This window comes from Oscillospiraceae bacterium, assembly GCA_031265355.1.
Lineage (GTDB): Bacteria > Bacillota > Clostridia > Oscillospirales > UBA929 > JAIRTA01.
In genome coordinates this window covers 20,209-39,365 of record JAISCT010000003.1, presented here as the reverse complement: position 1 = coordinate 39,365, position 19,157 = coordinate 20,209, and the positions used below count along the sequence as shown (strand labels likewise).

Genomic DNA, 19,157 nt, shown 5'->3' with positions numbered 1-19,157 from the left:
AAATTTTTGTCCGTGCTGCTCTTGTTTTTGTTTGCCTCCGTCGTAGGGCTGCTGACGCGCAAGCGGTTCGCCGCGCTGATGAGCGCCGCCGTTGTTTACGGGGTTTTCTTTTTCTTGGCGACTGTGGAAATGACAGGCGCAAACGGCCTGTCCGTGGATAAAAGTTATGCACGCTATTTTGTGGAAACATGGAGCTATGTGCTGAATCCAGCCCAAATCAGTATCCAGCCCGTCCGCTATTTTTCTTCGTTTCGATATGCCAATGTCTTCGGATATCCCATCCCAGAATTGACGGTTTCGATTTTCATTGCAGTGCTGCTGGGGCTTGCTTTTTTGCTTGCCGGCAGATGGCTCTACATGCGAAAAGACGACTTCAACGGGCTGCGCATACCCGCGTCTCATGTGAAAAAGAGGATGACACGATGAAATACCGGCTTCTTTGGGTCTGCGAAATCAAACGGCTTTTGGGCGGCAAGGCAAATCTCGTGATCATTGCCTTGTTTTTTTGTGCGAAATTTGCGCTCTCCTGGTGGAGCGCGACGCCGTCGGATGATGTGCTGTACAGGGAGTATATGACGCGGTTTTCAGGGGTGTATACGGCGGAAAAGGAGGCCAAACTGCGAGCAGAGCAGATGCGTTTGAGCACGGTATTTGATATGAGAGCGCAAATGTATGAAGCGTACATGCAAGACAGAATCTCCCGTGAAGAATATGCGGCGTACACTGAGGAATATGCGGACGCCGAGATGCGCTTGGAAATTCTCCCCGAAGTGCTGTCCCATATGGAATATCTGAAAAACCGTGAGACCGAAGCGCAAATACTCCGTTCTCAGAAGGAGGCGGCCGAGTGGGCGCGCGATGAAAAAACATCCAGACTGACTACGTTGCGACTGAGGGGTTACGAGCGGCCGGCGGAGATGTTTTATCAGGTCGGATGGGAACGGTATGTGCAGAGGAATCGTTTTGATGTTCTTTTATACACATTGATTCTCATCTTGCTTGTGTCCTATTTTGCAAAGGACTATGAAACCGGCATGGCTGCCTTGATCAATACGAGCAAGTACGGTGCTTTGGTCAAATCTCTGCGGACCTTTCTGTCGCTTTTTTTGTGTATAGGGTTGGTTGTGGTTTTCCGCGTGTTGGAGTGTGTGATATATGCCGCACGAATTGGGTTGCCCAATGGGGCGGTGCCTATACAAAGCCTCGCGGTATTTTCTTTATATGCGGGCGTGATGGATTTACAAACCATGCTATGGATTTCTCCGACATTTCAAATTTTGGGCACAACGGCGCTTGTTCTCATCATATATGGGTTGGTCGAGGCGCTGAAAAGTACGGTTTTTGTGACATTGTGTTATTTTCTGCTCGTCTTTTTCCCGTACCTGGATCGTGTGACGTTGCATCTCATACCCGATGCGGCGCAGCGATTTTTGTTTCCCTCTGTCCTGTCCGGCCTGACGGTGTTTGCGGAGGCCGATGTGATGGTGATGATGGACGTTCCCATGTCAAACCCGGTTGTGAGTGGCGTGTTTTTTCTTGTGCTGTGCGCAGGGGCGTCATGGGGGCTGCGGAGACATAGCAAGAAATAGCGGATTGCCGTCGGACAGCGATATCCGGAGACGTCCACGGTATATAGACGGCATATGTATGGTAGGAGGGTGGTATCAAATTGCACAGGAGGCCGTCTGGGCGGCGTCGAAGCGGCGATTTTCTTGCCGCTCTCGGTTGAAATTCGCCGAAAGACATGATATAGTAGGGGCGGCATCAGATAGCAGATATCAGTCAAGCCCAGCTGCGCGGGCGCGGAAATGACCACTCACCACTCAGCACTCAGCACTGAACCGGCCGCGCGGAGCCGTGCCGGTTGTAGGAGGTTACCATGCGGAGAAATGCGAAGATTTTGATGGGCCTGATTACGGCGCTGGCCGTGCTGGTGTTGGGGGCGGGCGGAGTCTACTTCTTTGCTTACGCGCCGGAAAGCGTGCCTGAAAGAGCGGATTTACATCCGTCGGGCAGCGCCGCGCCGCCAGAGCCGCCGGAGCGGTCTGAGGCATCCGGACGGCCGGAGGGCGAGAGCCCGTCCGGTTCGGTCCAGCCCGCCGCCGAGACGCCGGGCGAACCCGGTCTGCCCGCCGCTGGCGGGCAGAGCGAAACGACTCCGCCGGTGGGGTCGGCCCCACCGCCGCCGTCGCCGGCGTCGTCTGAGACGGCCCCGTTTCGCGCGGTCTGGGTGGCGTCGGTACTGAACTTGGACTACCCGTCTCGGGCCGGCCTTGCGGTGGACGCGCTGAAACAGGAGGCGCTCCGCATTTTGGACGGTGCCGTGGACGTCGGTTTCAATGCCGTGATTTTGCAGGTGCGCCCGACCGGCGACGCGTTGTACCGCTCGGAGGTCTTCCCATGGTCGGCCAATTTGACCGGGACACAGGGGCAGGCGCCGACCGGGGACTTTGACCCGCTCGCCTTCTGGGTGGAGGAGGCTCACAGGCGCGGCCTGGCCCTGCACGCGTGGGTTAACCCCTTCCGCGTCACGGCGGGCGGCGCGGGCGGGCACGACCTGACGTCGCTCTCCGCGGACAACCCGGCCCGCCGTCATCCGGACTGGGTGGTGGCCTACCGGGACGGCAAACTGTATTACAACCCGGGCCTGCCCGATGTACGCCGGCTGATCGTGAGCGGGGTGGCGGAGCTCGTCCGCCGCTACGAGATCGACGGCGTCCACTACGATGACTATTTTTATCCGGGCGCGGACTTTCCGGACGACGCCGCCTACGCCGCCCACGGCGCGGGCTTTGCCCAAAAGGACGACTGGCGGCGCGACAACATAAATCGGCTGATCCAAGACACGCAGCGGACGGTCAAGGACCTGCGGCCGAACTGCCGGTTCGGTGTCAGCCCGTTCGGCATCTGGGCCAACCGCGCCTCCCAGCAGGACGGCAGCGATACGCGGGGGCAGGAGTCCTATTCGGCCCACTTTGCCGATACGCGGCGGTGGGTGAAGTCCGGTTGGCTTGATTACATCTGTCCGCAGCTCTATTGGCACATAGGATACGACGTGGCCGACTACCAGATCTTGCTTGACTGGTGGCGGGATGTGGTGCGGAACACCGGCGTCGACCTGTACGTCGGCCACGCCGATTACCGCACCGGCACGGGGGAAAGTCCCTCGGATCCGTGGTACGGCGCGGATGAGATTGTTAGACAGCTCACGATGAACGCCGCCACGCCCGAAGTGGCGGGCGACGTGCACTTTCGTTACGGTTTTTTTGCCGAAAAAGGCGCGCTCTACCGGGCGGTGAAGGGCGTCTACCGAGGCGCAGGGCAAGAGAGTGTCGCGCCGTCCGCCACCGTTTCGGCTGGGCCCGGCGCCCCTTTCGTCATGCCGACGGCGGATTTTAAGACGCTGGCGCTGGGTCGTCCCTCGAAAAACGTCTCTACCTCCGACGATAGTTACTACGTCTTAGGCGTCTCCGACCCCGCGCAGGCACTGTCCGTCAACGGCCAAACGGTGGCCGGGTGCGGCCCGGGCGGAGCTTTTGGTGTTCTGCTCCCGCTTGAGAAGGGGGCCAACAAGTTCACGTTTAAACAGGGGAGCCGGAGCGTCTCTGTCACGATCACGCGGACGTCTCCGTCCTCTTCCTCTTCGCCGGAGCGGATGGACAAGGCCGAGATCGCGGCCGGATCCGGCGCCCCGTCCGACGGAGAGGAGTACGGCAGGCCGGGCGAGACGATAAAACTCCGCTGCAAGGCTCCCATCGGCGCGAGCGTCACGGTGACGCTGGGCGGCAAGAGCTTCCCGATGGAGCCGGCGGTGAAAAAGCAGCCGGCGGGCGGCGGGTACTACGCCACTACCTATGCATACGACTACACATTGCCGGACACCGATGTCACGGGGCAGGTCGTCACGGTGGGTGCGCCCGTCTATCAGATGATGCTCGACGGGCGGACGAGTACCCAGACGGCGCGCGTCGTCAAGTGTTTGCCCGAGGGCGCGCCCTATTGCGCGCAGGTTGTGTCGGAAACCGCCTATGTTTATGCCAAAGCCTCCACCTCCGGCGGACCGCAGGGAGAACTCAGTCAAGGTCAGCGGGACAATATCACCGCCGTCACGGGCGGCGGCGCTTGGGTGCGGCTGGCCATGGGCGGCTGGGTCTCGGGCGACGACGTCACCCGCACCGAGGAGCGGCAGGCGCTGGTGAATCGGTTGACCGGCGCCGTCTACGCGCGGGGCCAGGGGTGGGACACCCTCGCGTTGAGCGGCAGCGTCTGCAGCGCTACCCAGGTTGAATACGACGGCCAGACGCTCACATTCACCGTGTACGGCGCCGAGACGCCGCCGTCGGTGAGTCTCCCGGCGGACACGCCGTTTGGCTCGTTCACGGCGGCGCGCAACGGCGCCAATGCGGTGTACAAAGGTGCGCTCCGGGCGGGTGAACGACTGGACGGCTACTATGTGACAGCCGCGAAAGACGGTACGCTGATCCTCCACATCAAGCGTCACCCGCGCGCCGGCGGCGGGGCGAAGCCGCTGGCCGGTCTTGTCGTCCTGATCGATCCGGGCCACGGCGGCGGAGAGAGCGGTGCGCTGGGCCCCTTCGGGGATCGCCTTCCGGAGAAGACAATCAATTTGTATACGGCCTCGAAGGTGCGCTGGGAGCTCGAACAGCTGGGCGCCACCGTCGTTATGACGCGCACGGAGGATACGACGGTGTCCTTGGCCGCGCGCGTCGCCCAGAGCCGCGCGCTCCGGCCCGATCTGTTCCTGTCTATCCACGGCAACAGCCTCGACAGCAACGTGGACGCGTCGGAGATATCCGGACTCTCCACCTGGTACCGCAACCGAGTGGGGCGGGACGCGGCCGAGACGCTCTACGAGTTCGTGCCGGCCGCCCTGGGGCGCGGCGGCCGGGGCAGTCACCAGTCCAATCTCTACGTGGCGCGCCCCGCCTGGACGCCCTCGTTCATCGTGGAAACAGGTTTCCTCTGTAACCCCGCCGAGGCCGAGTGGATGGCCGATGACAAGGCGCAAAGCCGTCTGGCCCATGCCCTCGCCGAAGGAGTACTGGCCTATTTTCAAGTGTAATGCGTCACAGGCTGTTTTGACACGTAGGGGCCGCGGGCGGTGCGGCGGCGGGTACTATGGATGTGGTCCGGGCGGCGGCTTCCGCTTTTTTCTCTCGGACAAAGCGGTCGAAGGTACTCCGCTTCAGCCCGGTTTGTTTGAGCGCCTTGGCCGCGGGGATATGCCCCGCCCGCCAGTGTTCGTAGACCTTGTCGAAGTTGGGGGGTTTGGGGATGTAAGGGCGGCCCAGGTGTTTGCCCTGCGCCCGGGCCAGCGCGATGCCCTCCGCCTGCCGCTGGCGAATGTTGACGCGCTCCTGTTCCGCCACATAGGAGAGAATCTGCAGCACAATGTCCGCGATGAAAGTCCCGGTCAGGTCCTTGCCGCTCTTGGTGGTGTCCAGCAAGGGCAGATCCAGCACCCGAATGTGCACTCCCAAGTCCTTTGTGAGCGCCTTCCATTCCTCAATGATCTCGTGGTAGTTGCGCCCAAGCCGGTCGATGCTCTTAACGACAAGGATGTCGCCCGCGCAGAGCCGTGCCTTGAGCGCCTGGTACTCCGTACGTTCAAAGTCCTTGCCGCTGGCCTGGTCCGAGTAGACCTGGCCGGGGATAACGCCGGCGTTCCTCAGTGCCTCAAACTGCCGGGCGCTGTTTTGTTCCCGGCTGGAAACGCGTGCGTAACCGAAAATTTTCTGATGTTCCATCACATGACCTCCCTGTCTGTGTGTTACTACTAAGAATACGGCGAAAAACCAGAGAATGCAAGACTTTTTGGAATTGTGGGCGGCGCGGCGCGGCGTCGGACGGATTGGCTCGAAGACCCTCCGGCCACTGTATCTTGTAGGCATATACAAGATGTAGTGGCCGGAGGGCCTTGTTTTGTGGCGCCGTGCGGGCGGAGAGTGGAGAACAAAAAGGGATGCGGTGAGAAGCGTGCGGTGCCCCTCAAAACGAAAAGTGTATATATTGCATAAATAAATTTCTGTGTTATTGGATTCGCATAGATAAAAAGATATTGACATACTAGTATTCTCATGTTATTATGAGGATAAGTTGGATTTAATTGTGTATTTTACCCAATTTTTCGATGTCGAGCTTGTGGTTCCGGCGGCAAATAGTGAGGAGGATTTTTTGGATATGAAAAAAGTACAGTTCTTCGGCAAATTCTTGTCCGTGGCGCTTATGGCCGCCATGCTTGTCCCTTTGTTTGCAGGGCTGGCGCCGGCTTTGGCGGCGGGCGTTTCAGAAACCGACGCCCCGGGCTGTGTGTTCGACGCGCTGATAAGCGAGGGGAAATTTTGCGCGGCGCTGAAAAACAATACGGAAGGCGACCTTTTGGGGAACTTTGTTTTGGTCGCCTACTCAGCCGACGGCACACTTGCCTTCGCCGAAACGAAAGATTTTGCGGCTAAGGCGGGCGGATTTGCCTCCGCCGAATTTGCGGCCGCAACAGAGAGCTACCCTGAGGAGAAAGGCTATACATATAAAGCTTTTGCCTGGGACGCGGATTGTGTGCCGCTGGCAGCGGCCGACACAGATTTCGCGGCCATAGAGCCGCCGGAGCCGGCATTGCCTGAGAGTCGGCAAAAACACAATTTCAACATGGGCTGGAAGTTCGCGAAGGCGGAGCCGGAAGGCCCCAACGACCATACATACCTCTTCGCCGCGCAAAACCCCGAGGCCCCCGGCTTTGACGACTCGGCGTGGAGTGGCGTGAACCTGCCCCACAGCCCTAACGACGCGGACGCGTTCTCAAAATACACGCGCGCCCGGGGGTCCACACTGCCCAGCTACAGCGATAAGATACTGGACACGGACGGCGCCGTCTTGCCGGACGGCACTCACGAGGGCCAGCGCTGGATGTATACTGGTAAAATGTGGTATCGCAAGCATTTCTCGATACCCGCCATAGAGGCCGGAAAGAAAGTGTTCATTGAGTTCGAGGCCGCCAGACAGTCCGCCGAGGTGTGGCTTAACGGCGAGAAGTTGGAGGGCAAAAGCGAGAACGGTTTTATCCCCTTCGGCTACGACCTTACGCCGCATATCAACTTCGGCGGCGACAATGTGATAGCCGTTTTGGTGGACAACACGTTCCCATACCGCACAACAGCGTTCGGCGAGTGGAATTCTTCCGACAAAGACCAATTTGTACTGCCGTGGCACGACTCGCACTGGCACCCCACATACGGCGGCCTATACCGCAACCTATACCTGTACGTGACCGACCCGCTGCACATCACGCTGCCGCTCTACAGCTTCCTGGCGACACAAGGCACGTATGTGTACACGGAAAATGAGGCCCCGAATCTCTCGTCTGTCGGCGTGTCCGCCGAGGCGGAAATTGCCAACGAGTATGGCGAGGACAAGACATTTGAGTACGAGGCCGTCATTTATGACATGGACGGCGACGTCGTGGAGGTGAAGTCCACGAGTGTGACGTTGCCGGCGGGCAAAAAAACGTCCGACGCCGGCATATCCGCGGACAACATCGCGGGTGGCAGGGCCGTGCTTACATTCACGCTGACGAATCCGAAACTGTGGTCGCCGGATTATCCGTATTTGTATAGCGTCGTCACAAATATCAAGATGGGTGGCCAGGTTGTGGACTCCACGGCGACGCCGCTCGGCGTGCGCACGTGGGAATTCAGCTATGACTATGGTTTCCAGATCAACGGCCATAACGTCAAGCTGCACGGTTGGGGTCAGAAATCCACAAACGAGTGGGCCGGTCTCGCGTCCGCCCTGCCGGACTGGCTTCAGGAATTTACCATCAAGCAGATGAAGGACGCGGGCGGCAACTATATCCGCTGGGGTCACGTGGCCGGTTCTCCCTCCCAGATAGACGTCTCCAACCAATACGGCATGATAACCGTTCAGCCGGGTGTGGAGAGTGAGGGCACGCTTGGCTCCGGCTACCAGTATTACGACCGGAGCATGAGGGTGCGCCTCGAAGCCTTCCAAGATATGCTTATATATTATCGCAACAACCCCTGCATACTGCTGTGGGAATACGCCAACCAGCAGGTGCCCAACACGTCCGATTATATTACGGGCCAGACAAACGTCAACATTCAGACGATGTATGACCTCATCATGAAGTGGGACCCAAGCGGCAATCGGGAGCGCACCGCCCGCGAGAGCGCGTCGTTTATGCTGCCGTATATGACGGTGTGCGAGTCTACGGACGGCAACACATCCGGGCGCGGCAGCGGGTACCCCATAGTCGAAAGCGAGTATGACCGCTCAGAGGCCCCGCGCAGAGTCTGGGATCTGTATACCGCAGGGTATGAGGACTATCACAGCGTTGGCTTGGCCGACTATAAGGACTGGACGTCCGAAAGACTGGCCGCTTATGCCGTCCAGAAATGGCAGCCTATGATGCAGCCGTGGCACTCCGGCGGTGCGGACTGGATCTTCTCCGATTCCACAAGCCACGGGCGTACAGTCAGCGACATGAGCCGCACGACGGGCAAGGTGGATGGTGTGAGACTTGAAAAGGAGTCTTATTACGCGTCTCGGGTCATGTGGGGCGGCGAGCCCTCGCTGCACATCATCGGCCACTGGAACTATAAGGCCGGGGTGTCCAAGACGATCAACGTCGTGTCCACGGCCGCCAAGGTGGAACTGTATGTAAACGACACGCTGGTCGGCGTCAACGCGTCGCCCAGCTACTTATACCTTTTCGCGTTCCCAAACGTCGGCTGGGAAGCCGGGGAGATAAAGGCCGTCGGCTACGACAAAAACGGCGTTAAGGTTTGCGAGCAGTCCAAACAGACGCATGGCCCGGCCGCCGCGTTGAAGATAACTGCCATCGAAGGCCCCGGCGGGCTGAAAGCCGGCGGCGATGTGGCGCTCTTCGACATTGAGGCCGTTGACGCGCAGGGCAGGCGCTGCCTGACGCTGGACGCGAAAATCCAGTTTGACATAAGCCAGTTTGCGGAGGCCGGGACAGGCATATGGCAAGGCGGCTATAACAGCGGCATCGAAGACACGATCATGAAGACCGAGCTGTATATCGAGGCCGGTATCAACCGCGTGGCCGTACGCACGACCGAAAAATCCGGCGAGTTGACCCTGGGCGCGTCGGTCATAGGCATAGGCGCCGCGCAGCCGGGTAAGCCGCTCGCCTTGGGCGGCGCCGGCATAACCCCTGCGTCCGCGACACTTGCGTCTGTCCCTGTGAGCAACGGCGGCGGCTTGAGCGGGGATATGCCGGAAATATTCGGCTATGACCTGAGCGACGCGAGCTACCCGGGCTACGGCGATTTCGACGGTACGCCCGCGCCTCCGGTCAACGATACGCTCAAAATCAAGTCCGCGCTTATCAAAGAGCTTGCGTATACGGGCAAAAACGGCAGCCCCAACGCGGAGTTCGAGGCATCCGTCGTCAACCCGGGCGCGCAAAACGAATATGCGTACAACGATTGGAATAAAAAGGGCGGCGGCGACGAGGAAGCCCGCAAGGCTCTCACATTCGGCAAGCTGCCCATGTACCTCATCAACAGCGACTATATATTCGCGCCGAACGACGACGCGGACGGCCAGGCCGAGGACATGGTGCGATTTAGTGCGGGGCGCGACATGAACGTGTATGTCGCGCACGACGACAGGCTGGTGACAAAACCGGGCTGGCTGCTTTCCGACCATCTGGTGAGCGAGCGCAAGGGTTTCGTACCCACAGGCGACAAGCTCATGATCGGCGGCTACAGCTATTCGATATACCGCGTCGAGATGGACAGGGAAGAGAGCGTCAACATAAGCAGCAACAAAGAGGATCCTTCCGAGCCGGGCAACATGTTCGTCATATTCGCCAAGGAGCGCAGGATACTAAGCGAGTTCCTCTACGACGACTTTGAAGAGCAGAAGCCCGACGAGGAACCGGAGGGCTGGATATTGTCCGCGCCGGACGACCGTACGATAGCGGTGGAAACGATGGGGCGCGGCGGCCATGCGGACAATCTGGCCGTACATCTGGTGGACAAAGAAACCGGCGCCTACGCGTTGGCCAGTCGCAAGTTTTCGCCGCTGCTTACGGGCAAATATTCCGTAAAATGGAAGGTTTATGAGAATACGACGGGTACGAGGCTGCAATACCAGCGCATGGTGCTGCACGACGGCCCGCCGCTTTCGGACGCGACCGTACCGGATTATTATATGATCGAAACTTACATTCACGAAGGCCAGTTCATGTACCGGTCTGTCGGCGGCAGCAGTTCGAACCAGACAAAGATAGGCCCCGTCCTCGCCGCCAGGGCGTGGCACGAGATCGAACTTATTGTGGACGCTGACACGAGGAGGTACGATGTCGTCATCAACGGCGTGCAGTACGGCACGGACATACCCTTTACGACGTCAAGCCAGGGTAAAAAGATCAACCATGTTATCATCGGAACGCGCCAGTCCGGGGCCGACAACGACATCTATTATGACGACGTTATCATAACGCCTATCGACTCGTTCAGCTTGGGCCCGATAGCGAACCAGTACGTCGAGGCGGGCGCCGATTATGAGACGGAAATTGCTCTTGTTTACGCCCCGTCCGACATAGCGCTGGACGTGCAGTCCTCCGACCCGGCCACCGCGGCGGCACGGATTGTGGGAACGGGCTCGTCCAGAAAGCTGGTCGTCACAGGTACAGCGCCCGGCTCCGCGACGCTGACCGTCACGGCCACGGACGATCAAAGCAGGACGAGGGAGCAGTCCTTCGAAGTGACGGTCACGGCGGCGCAGCCCGGCCCCGTCAGTCTGTTGGACGTTGATTTTAATGGCTTGGCGGCGGGCAGTTTGGGCACGTCCTTGCCATATCCGGCCCTGCCGGAAATGACCAAGCTGCTTAATCCGTCGAACGCCACGGTGAACATCGTGGAGCGGGCGCCGGGCGACAACTGCTTCGCCCTGTATAGCCCGAGCGCGGACACGAAGGCCGTATTCCAGTTCAATCCTGTAGCAAGCGGCTCGCTTCAGATTGAATTTAAGTGGCTGCCCGATCCCGTCGCCAATGACGCCAGCATCTCCATCGTCGGCGGCAGCGGCGCGGGCGGTGCGGCTTCTGACGCGGCTTTTACGGTCATCAAGCAAAGAGGTACGACTATCAACTACCGCACCGGAGGCACGTCCAATACGAATCATGAGGTCGTCAGCGACTGGGCGGCGGGCAGATGGGTAAGCGTCAAGGCGCTAATGGACGTTTCGGCACAGACGTACTCGCTGTGGATAGACGGCAGGCATATCGCGGACAATATACCCTACCGCTATCCGATTGCGACGGCCGGCGGCGCGATTTGGGGTATTGCCGTGGGCAAAGCCAATAACCAGAACGCCACCGTTTGCATCGACGACATTGTCGTTACCCGTGCGCCGTAGCCGCGTTTGGCGGTAAATATATGACGGGCTTCTCGTATAGCCATATCTTGCGGGAAGCCCGTTGCTTTGTATATTTTGAACGAATATATTGCTATATTTTTGGATTCACATAGATAAAAAGATATTGACATACTAGTATTCTTGTGTTATTATGAGGACGAGGCAGGTTTAATTGTGTAATTTACCCAATTTGTCGGCTTGTCGGTGCCGAGGTCGTCGTTCCAGTGGTTCTTGTCTGTGCAGGGCATCAACCCTTTGCCGGTGTGCCGGAAGCGGACCGGTGAAGACGGGGACAGCGGCGTGCAGGATGTTTCAGAACGCGCAGCGCACAAATCCGGGCAAGGGTTCGGTGGGAAACAGACAAGCCGGACGGCAAGACTGTTTTTTGGCGGATCTCAAGGGAGGGGATAGCCGAAGGGAGAGGTACCCGTATGAGAAAGAGAATCGTATTGCGTAAGGGAGGTACCATATAAATATGAACGGAAAGAGATTTCTATCACTCGTTGTAGCGCTGATACTTATCATTCCCGTGAACTCGTTTGCGGCGATTCCGATGTCGGCGGATACGCTTACCGGCTCAGCCGATGACTACAATGGTTCCGACATGTGGCTGAGATACGTGCCGATAGAGGATCCCGCTCTGCTGCAGTCCTACAAGAACACCGTCAAAAGCATTGTCGTGCCGGAGGACAACGCCGCAGAGCTGTTCCACTTCTCCGATACCGATGTGTTTGAAGAATCATACGGATTCAAAGGACTCCGGCAGCCGGAAGGTTCCGTTCAACTCATCCCCCAAACCACCCTTGGCGCGGCCCGTATTGAGTTGGATCTCGCGTTCAAAGGCATGCTGGGCGGAGCGGTTCCGGCAGCAGCCGAACTGGCCGACGGCGCTCTTGTCGTTGGCACGCCGGCCACGTCCAGCATCATTGCCGGTCTGGATCTTGGCAGCGCGCTCGCGGAGGTTGGCGATGAGGGTTACATCGTCCGTTCCGTCACGGTGGATGATAAGGCCGCCACGATCATTGCCGGCAACACCGAGGTAGGCGCGCTTTACGGGACCTACGCTTTCCTGCGGCTGATGCAGACCCAGGCGCCTATCGTCAACCTGAACATCTCCGATTTCCCCAAGATCAACCATCGCCGCATCAACAGCTGGGACAAGGAACGCCTGTATGCCGGCAGCAACGAGACCGGTACTGGTAAAAACGGCCTGAACGGCGAGAGCGGATTCCTCTTCAACTGGGATCTTTCGATTCCGGGCTCCAGTCTCACCGGCAACAACGCCCACAGCAACGCTGCCAGCGGGGCGGTTCTTCTGCCCATGATCCTGGACAGATATGTTGTGGCGGCCCGTGCGCTGGCTTCGGTCGGCATCAACGAGTTCAACCTAAACAACGTCAATTCCAATTCCGCGTATATCTCGGAGTACGTGATCCGCCAGGAGGCCGCGTTGGCTGATCTGTTGCGGCCCTACGGCATCAAGCTCTGCCTTTCGACCAACTACGGCGCGCCCACGCTCGCCCTTCCCAATCAGAACGGCACCCAGGTAACCGCCGCCAACGGCGGCAACCCAGGCAAAAGAGTCTGGGCCGACGACACCATCAGCATCGGCGCCGCCAACGTGACGACGATTCACAGTGACGCTTACGCGCAGTGGTGGTATACAAAAACCCTGCAGATCTTAAAGCGTATCCCTGACTTCGCGGGGTACACGGTAAAGGCCAACTCGGAGGGCCAGGCCGGCCCGCAGGACTATGGCGACACACACGATTTCGGCGCCAACAATATGGCGAAATATTTGAACACCGGCGCGCTGGAAGGCAAGGGCATTACGGTGTTCTGGCGCTCCTTCGTGTACAACGCCGAGGTGGACAACGACCGTCTGAACCGCGCTTACATGGAGTTCGCGGAAGCCGACGACAAAAACCTGTATCCGGATCATGTCTTTGTCCAGACGAAGAACGGGCCGCTGGACTTCCAGGCGCGTGAGATCTTCCACCCGATGTTCGGTCGCATGCCCAATACCAACCAGGCTGTCGAATTCCAGATCACCATGGAATATCTTGGCCACACCACGTATATGACCTTCTTGGGGCCGATGTACGAAGAAGTGCTGAAAGCCAATACATACGCCAACGGCCCGGACTCGTACACACCGGTTGGCGCCGTCCTCGACGGCTCCGCGCAGGGGCATTCCGACAGCGCCATGGTGGGCGTCAACAACATGGGCGACCATGAGACCATCACCGGCCACAACTTCCTGCAGGCCAACACCTACACCTTCGGACGCCAGGCCTGGAACTGGACGCTCAACTCCGAGGACATCGCCGAAGAGTGGACAAGGATGACATGGTCCAACGATAACGACATCGTGGAAACCGTCGTGGATATGATGATGGGTTCCCGCGAAGCGGTGGCCGCCAGCCAGAGCACACTCGGTCTGATGCACCAGCAGGGGCAAAACGGCGCCTCCAGCGTCGAGCACTATTCGCCGGGTCATTGGGATTTTTCCGCCAGCCAGGACGACTGGACGCCTTCTTATTACAACAAGGCAATGAAAGACGGCATCGGTTTCCGCAGGACGGTGGAAGGGCGCATTGCGGATCTCCTGCCCGTGCCGGAGCCGGGGAGCTACGAGGAGAAGCTCTACCCGCTGGTAAACCAGTTCTACTCTCCGCTGACAGAGATATTTTCGAATATTGAAACCTGTCCGGAGGAGTACCTGCTTACGTTCCACCATGTGCCTTGGGATCATATCATGAAAAACGGCAAGACGCTCTGGGAAGAACTGATATACAAGCCCCAGATGGCCGTGCAGTACGCGACCAATCTCAGGGAAACGTGGGCGGCTCTGGAAAGCAAGATTGACCACTACCGCTGGGCGCATACCATGCAAAAGCTGGTAGGTCAGGAATATGACATGGCTGTATGGAGAGACAAGGCGGCTGAATACTGGTGTATCGTAAACGGACGCGATTTGCCGACCGACACCGCTCCGCTTTCCATCAAAGTCGAAGTCGCCGGCCATATACAGGGCGGGTTTGATCTGAATTACGGCACCACCTCCAAAACATCCGGCAATGGCACCGACCCAGTGCCCGCCACCGCCATTAGCGGCTTCAACTTCCCGAAATCCGGCGTGGGAACAAGGCCGTATACCATTTATGTCCCTTACGGTACCACAGTGCCGGCCATCGACCGTGTCATTCCCTATGCGGAGGACGCCGAATACACGATCATCAAGCAGCCGGCTGACATGAACGACACCGCTGTCGTGAAAGTGACAAAAACAGATTACTTTGGCAAGCTCGTTCAAAACTATACCTTCAAGTTCCAGTACGACACCACTTTGGCGGGCATTACCATCGACGGAAAGGCTCTGGAATCCTTTAAAGCAAGCAAAAATCAGTACTATGTTTACACCGCCAGCGCCGCGCCGGTGCTTGCGGCGGCGGCAAACGATTCCGCGGCGACGGTCACGATTGAGCAGAACAACACGGTTCCCAGCACGGCGACCATCAGCGTAACCAACAATGGAGCCCCTGTCAACACCTACACGGTCGCTCTTGGGACCTCCGGCAACAGCACGGAAGATTTCCATGGCAGTTCTCTGAACGAAAAATGGTCCGTGGTGCGTGAGAATGCCGCCGCATGGGATCTGACTTCCAACCCGGGCTCCCTGACGATTACCTCAGAGGCGGGCGATCTGCGCGGAACCGCCAACACCGCCAAAAACATCATTTTGCAGGAGGCGCCCGCTGGGGACTGGGTCATTGAATCCAAAGTCAACTTCTCCAGAAGGCCCATGGTAAACAACGAGCAGGGCGGCATCATCGTTTATCTGGACGACCAGAACTATCTCATGCTGGCCTGGAAGATGCGCGCAACGACTGGTAACCTTCAGCAAGGAACCCACGCGGTCGAGTTCCTGAGAGAGCAAGGCGGCACCCAAACCAGCCACCTAAACTATTACAAGGATGTGAGTGAGAGGGCGGCCGGCGTCGATCGGGATCAGATCTGGCTGAGGATCGAAAAGAAGGGCAATACCTATCTGGGCTACTTCTCCAACAACGGGAAGGATTGGAAACCGTCTAGGCTTGCGTCAAGCACGCAGGTCGCGGCGAATCCCATCACCTTTAGCCCGACTGTCTCGGCGCCCGTCAAAGTCGGCGTGGTTGCGATGCACCAGAGCGCTAACGTGTCCGCATACGGACCGATGAACGTTTCCTATGACTACTTTAAGGTGAGTTCGGTTGGCGAAATCATTCCTGCCACGGCGGTAGAAATAAACCGGGAAGAAGATACAATTTCCGCTGATTTCACGCTCGTCAACCACTCCGAGGAGAGACTGGACGCGTTGTGCATTCTCGCGGTGTATGACAACGATGGCGTGCTGAAAGAAGTTCTCAAGAATCAAGTGTCGGCAGAGGTCGACGGTATGGAACAGGCGCGTATCGCGGTGCCGTTCGGCGACGGTTTGGTGAGGGCGTTCATTTGGGAAGATGACAGCTATATTCCGCTTTGCGCCCCTGCCGTTTATTAGTACCTTGTTGCCGCGAAGCGGCAACAAAAAACAAGAATTTGGGTTGTGGGTTGCAGGTGCAACCCACGCTAGCTCTAAACGATAACATCCAAATACTGGGAGAAAGTATCACAAGCATGACAGAGACAACAGACTGATCCGGCATTGTCCGGGATATCTCCTTCATCTCAACCTCTCAGCCGTACCCGGCCCCCGTCTGCGGGGGCCGGGGGAGCGGCTGGCGGCGGACGTCCGCCATAAGGCACGGACGGAGGAGATGCCCCAGCAGAAAAATAGAAAATATCACATTGGAGGACAACTGACTTGAAGATGATCTTGCGGTGGTTTCCCCACGGGGACGACAGTGTGACCTTGGAGCAGATCAAGCAAACGCCGGGCATATCCGGCGTGGCCGCCTGTCTGCCCCACGTCCCGGTGGGTGCGGTGTGGGGGCTGGATGAACTGCGGACGCTGCGGCGGGAGATCAATGACGCCGGGCTTGAGATGGAAGTGATTGAGAGTGTCAACATCCACGAGGACATCAAAAAAGGACTGCCCTCGCGGGATAGGTACATTCAAAATTACATCGAAACAATCAAGCATCTGTCCGCTGTGGGCGTTCGGTGCCTGTGCTACAACTTTATGCCCGTGATGGATTGGGTACGCAGCGACCTCGCCCACCAGCTTCCCGACGGCAGCAGCGTTATGGCCTACCGCCACGAAAAGGCAGTGGCCATGGACCCAAAGCACATGGCCGACGCCATGGTGGGGAAATCCCGGGGATTTTCACTGCCCGGCTGGGAGCCGGAACGGTTCGCGACCATGGCCGCCGACATCGAGTTCTACCGGCATCTCACGGCGGCGGACTACTGGGCGCATATCAAGTATTTTTTAGAAGCTGTGATCCCCGCCGCCGAGCGATACGACGTGAAGATGGCGATCCACCCCGACGACCCGCCATGGTCCCTGTTTGGGCTGCCCAAGCTGGTGAATGGGGCGGACAACATCCGCACCTTTCTCTCGCTGTACGAGAGCCCGTACAGCGGCCTCACGCTGTGTACGGGCAGCCTGGGCGCCGGGGCGGACAACGACATCCCCGCCATTGTCCGCGAATTCGCCCCGCACATCCACTTCGCACATCTGCGCAATCTCAAACACTTGAGCGACCGGGACTTCGACGAGAGCGCCCATCTGAGCGCCTGCGGGGATCTCGATATGTTCGCCATCGTAGAGGCGCTGCACGACTGCGGGTTCGACGGGTACATCCGGCCTGACCATGGGCGCATGATCTGGGGCGAGATGGCCCGGCCCGGCTACGGTCTGTACGACAGGGCGCTGGGCGCCAACTACTTGCTGGGGCTCTGGGAGGCGATCGACAAGATGAGCGGCCGCCGGCGGATGCGCCGGACCATCTCGTTGGCGACTGTCGGAGAACCCGCCCGCTGACTCCATCGCACCCATGGTTCAATCGGATCCATGAAGGAATCAGACAAAAATGGAAATTACAGACAGTCCAGACGCACCGGCGCGGGAGGCCGCCGTATCGCGTCGGTGCGGGGAGGAGGGTGCGGTATGCCGCGTTTGTGTATCGAGGACCTGGAAAAGGGTGCGTGGGTGTCCGCCGGGGTGGCGTTGCCAAGATTTTCCTACGCCCGGATGCGGGCGGAGACGCGCCGGGCTCCGGTGTGGGTCCACATCGGCGCAGGCAATCTGTTTCGTGGCTTCATCGCCGCGCTGCAGCAGCGGCTGCTGGACGAGGGGCTGGCCCGGTGCGGCCTCGTCGTGGCGGAGGCCTTTGACTACGACATCATCGAAAAGATCTATCGGCCCTACGACAACCTGGCGCTGTCCGTCGGCATGCGGGCCGACGGGTCTACGCAGGAGCGCCTCGTGGCCAGCGTCGCCGACGCCTACCGAGCCGACGCGGACGACACGGCCCAGTGGGAAGCACTGACAAAGGTATTCACCGCCCCCGGTCTGCAACTTGTCAGCTTCACGATCACCGAGAAGGGGTATGCCCTCACCGACATGGGCGGGGCGTACCTGCCCGCCGTCGCGGCCGATTTACAAAACGGGCCCGGTCGGGCCCGGCACACAGTGAGCCTCGCGGCCGCGCTGCTCTACGCGCGTTACCGCGCCGGCGCACAGCCCGTGGCATTGGTCAGCCTGGACAACTGCAGCGGCAATGGGGACAAACTGCGCGCCGCTGTCCTGACCGTGGCCGAGATCTGGCGGGGGCGGGGCCTTGTGGGGCCGGGGTTTGTGGACTATCTGTCGGACAAGTGCCGGGTGTCCTTCCCGTGGACGATGATCGACAAGATCACGCCGCGGCCGTCGGAGGCGGTGCGTGAGAGGCTGGCGGCGCGCGGCATCGATTTAGCGCCGGTGGTCACGGACAGGGGCACGTTCATCGCCCCCTATGTGAACGCCGAAATTCCGCAGTACCTGGTGGTCGAGGACGATTTTCCAAACGGTCGCCCCTGCCTCGAGAAGGCCGGCGTCTATTTTACGGACCGAGAGACCGTCGGCGCCGCGGAACGTATGAAGGTCACGGCCTGCTTAAATCCACTGCACACGGCGCTCGCCGTTTTTGGGTGCCTGCTGGGGTATGAGAGCATCGCGGCCGAGATGGCGGACGAGGACCTGCGAAAGCTCGTGGAGCGGATCGGATATGACGAGGGGCTGCCCGTGGTGGCCGATCCAAAGATCATCCAGCCCCGCGCATTTTTAGAGGAGACGCTCAGAGAGCGGCTGCCGAACCCCTTTATCCCCGACACGCCGCAACGGATTGCCACAGACACCAGCCAAAAGATCCCCATCCGGTTCGGGGAGACCCTCAAGGCGTATGCCGCGCGGGAGGATATGCGTGCGGACACATTAATTGGCATTCCGCTGGTGCTCGCGGGTTGGTGTCGGTATCTGCTCGGCGTGGACGATGGGCTGCGCCCGATGACGCTCAGCGGCGATCCGCTGCTGGACGTGCTTCGGCCGGCCCTGGCGGACGTCGTCGCGGGCCGGCCTGAGACCTACCGGGGACAGCTGCGTCCCCTCCTGTCAAACCCTGTCCTGTTTGGCGTCGACCTCTTTCAGGTAGGGCTTGGCGACAGGGTGGAGACGAATTTCCTGCGCATGCTGACCGGCCCGGGGGCCGTGCGGCGCACGCTTCGTGATTTTTTAAGTGCTGAGTGCTGAGTTCTGAGTGCCGCGG

General features: G+C 59.2%; 7 protein-coding genes. 6 read left to right on the top strand and 1 reads right to left on the bottom strand.

Translation table 11 applies throughout. The features are described 5' to 3' along the window. Positions 1-188: 188 nt before the first annotated feature. Both LBK75_00520 and LBK75_00515 read left to right on the top strand, forming a co-directional pair. A complete protein-coding gene (locus LBK75_00520) occupies positions 189-1,589 on the top strand; it encodes a hypothetical protein (protein MDR1156781.1) in 1,401 nt (466 codons plus the stop codon). A 290-nt stretch (positions 1,590-1,879) separates the two neighbouring features. After that, positions 1,880-5,083, top strand: a complete 3,204-nt coding sequence (locus LBK75_00515; GenBank protein MDR1156780.1) for a family 10 glycosylhydrolase — start codon at positions 1,880-1,882, stop codon at positions 5,081-5,083. 4 nt (positions 5,084-5,087) lie between these two features. Here the strand turns inward: LBK75_00515 and LBK75_00510 are convergent, their stop codons facing one another. Beyond that, positions 5,088-5,768, bottom strand: a complete 681-nt coding sequence (locus LBK75_00510) for a recombinase family protein (GenBank protein MDR1156779.1) — start codon at positions 5,766-5,768, stop codon at positions 5,088-5,090. A gap of 433 nt (positions 5,769-6,201) precedes the next feature. On the opposite strand from LBK75_00510, the gene LBK75_00505 reads away from it, so the two are divergent. The 4 genes from LBK75_00505 to LBK75_00490 all read left to right on the top strand — a co-directional run bounded on the left by LBK75_00505 (position 6,202) and on the right by LBK75_00490 (position 19,141). Further along, the gene (locus LBK75_00505) at positions 6,202-11,427 is read left to right on the top strand and encodes a DUF4982 domain-containing protein (protein MDR1156778.1); all 5,226 of its coding nucleotides are present in this window, start codon (positions 6,202-6,204) and stop codon (positions 11,425-11,427) included. 475 nt (positions 11,428-11,902) lie between these two features. Continuing rightward, a complete protein-coding gene (locus LBK75_00500) occupies positions 11,903-15,970 on the top strand; it encodes a hypothetical protein (protein MDR1156777.1) in 4,068 nt (1,355 codons plus the stop codon). A 303-nt stretch (positions 15,971-16,273) separates the two neighbouring features. Continuing rightward, the gene (locus tag LBK75_00495) at positions 16,274-17,395 is read left to right on the top strand and encodes a mannonate dehydratase (protein ID MDR1156776.1); all 1,122 of its coding nucleotides are present in this window, start codon (positions 16,274-16,276) and stop codon (positions 17,393-17,395) included. A gap of 126 nt (positions 17,396-17,521) precedes the next feature. Further along, positions 17,522-19,141, top strand: a complete 1,620-nt coding sequence (locus LBK75_00490) for a mannitol dehydrogenase family protein (protein MDR1156775.1) — start codon at positions 17,522-17,524, stop codon at positions 19,139-19,141. Positions 19,142-19,157 lie beyond the last annotated feature (16 nt).

Bases quoted from the DNA above. Each gene is read 5' to 3' on its own strand.
- LBK75_00505 (MDR1156778.1), top strand. From the start codon at position 6,202: ATGAAAAAAGTACAGTTCTTCGGCAAATTCTTGTCCGTGGCGCTTATG.
- LBK75_00500 (MDR1156777.1), top strand. From the start codon at position 11,903: ATGAACGGAAAGAGATTTCTATCACTCGTTGTAGCGCTGATACTTATC.
- LBK75_00510 (MDR1156779.1), bottom strand. From the start codon at position 5,768: ATGGAACATCAGAAAATTTTCGGTTACGCACGCGTTTCCAGCCGGGAA.
- LBK75_00515 (MDR1156780.1), top strand. From the start codon at position 1,880: ATGCGGAGAAATGCGAAGATTTTGATGGGCCTGATTACGGCGCTGGCC.
- LBK75_00490 (MDR1156775.1), top strand. From the start codon at position 17,522: ATGCCGCGTTTGTGTATCGAGGACCTGGAAAAGGGTGCGTGGGTGTCC.
- LBK75_00520 (MDR1156781.1), top strand. From the start codon at position 189: ATGGAGCTATGTGCTGAATCCAGCCCAAATCAGTATCCAGCCCGTCCG.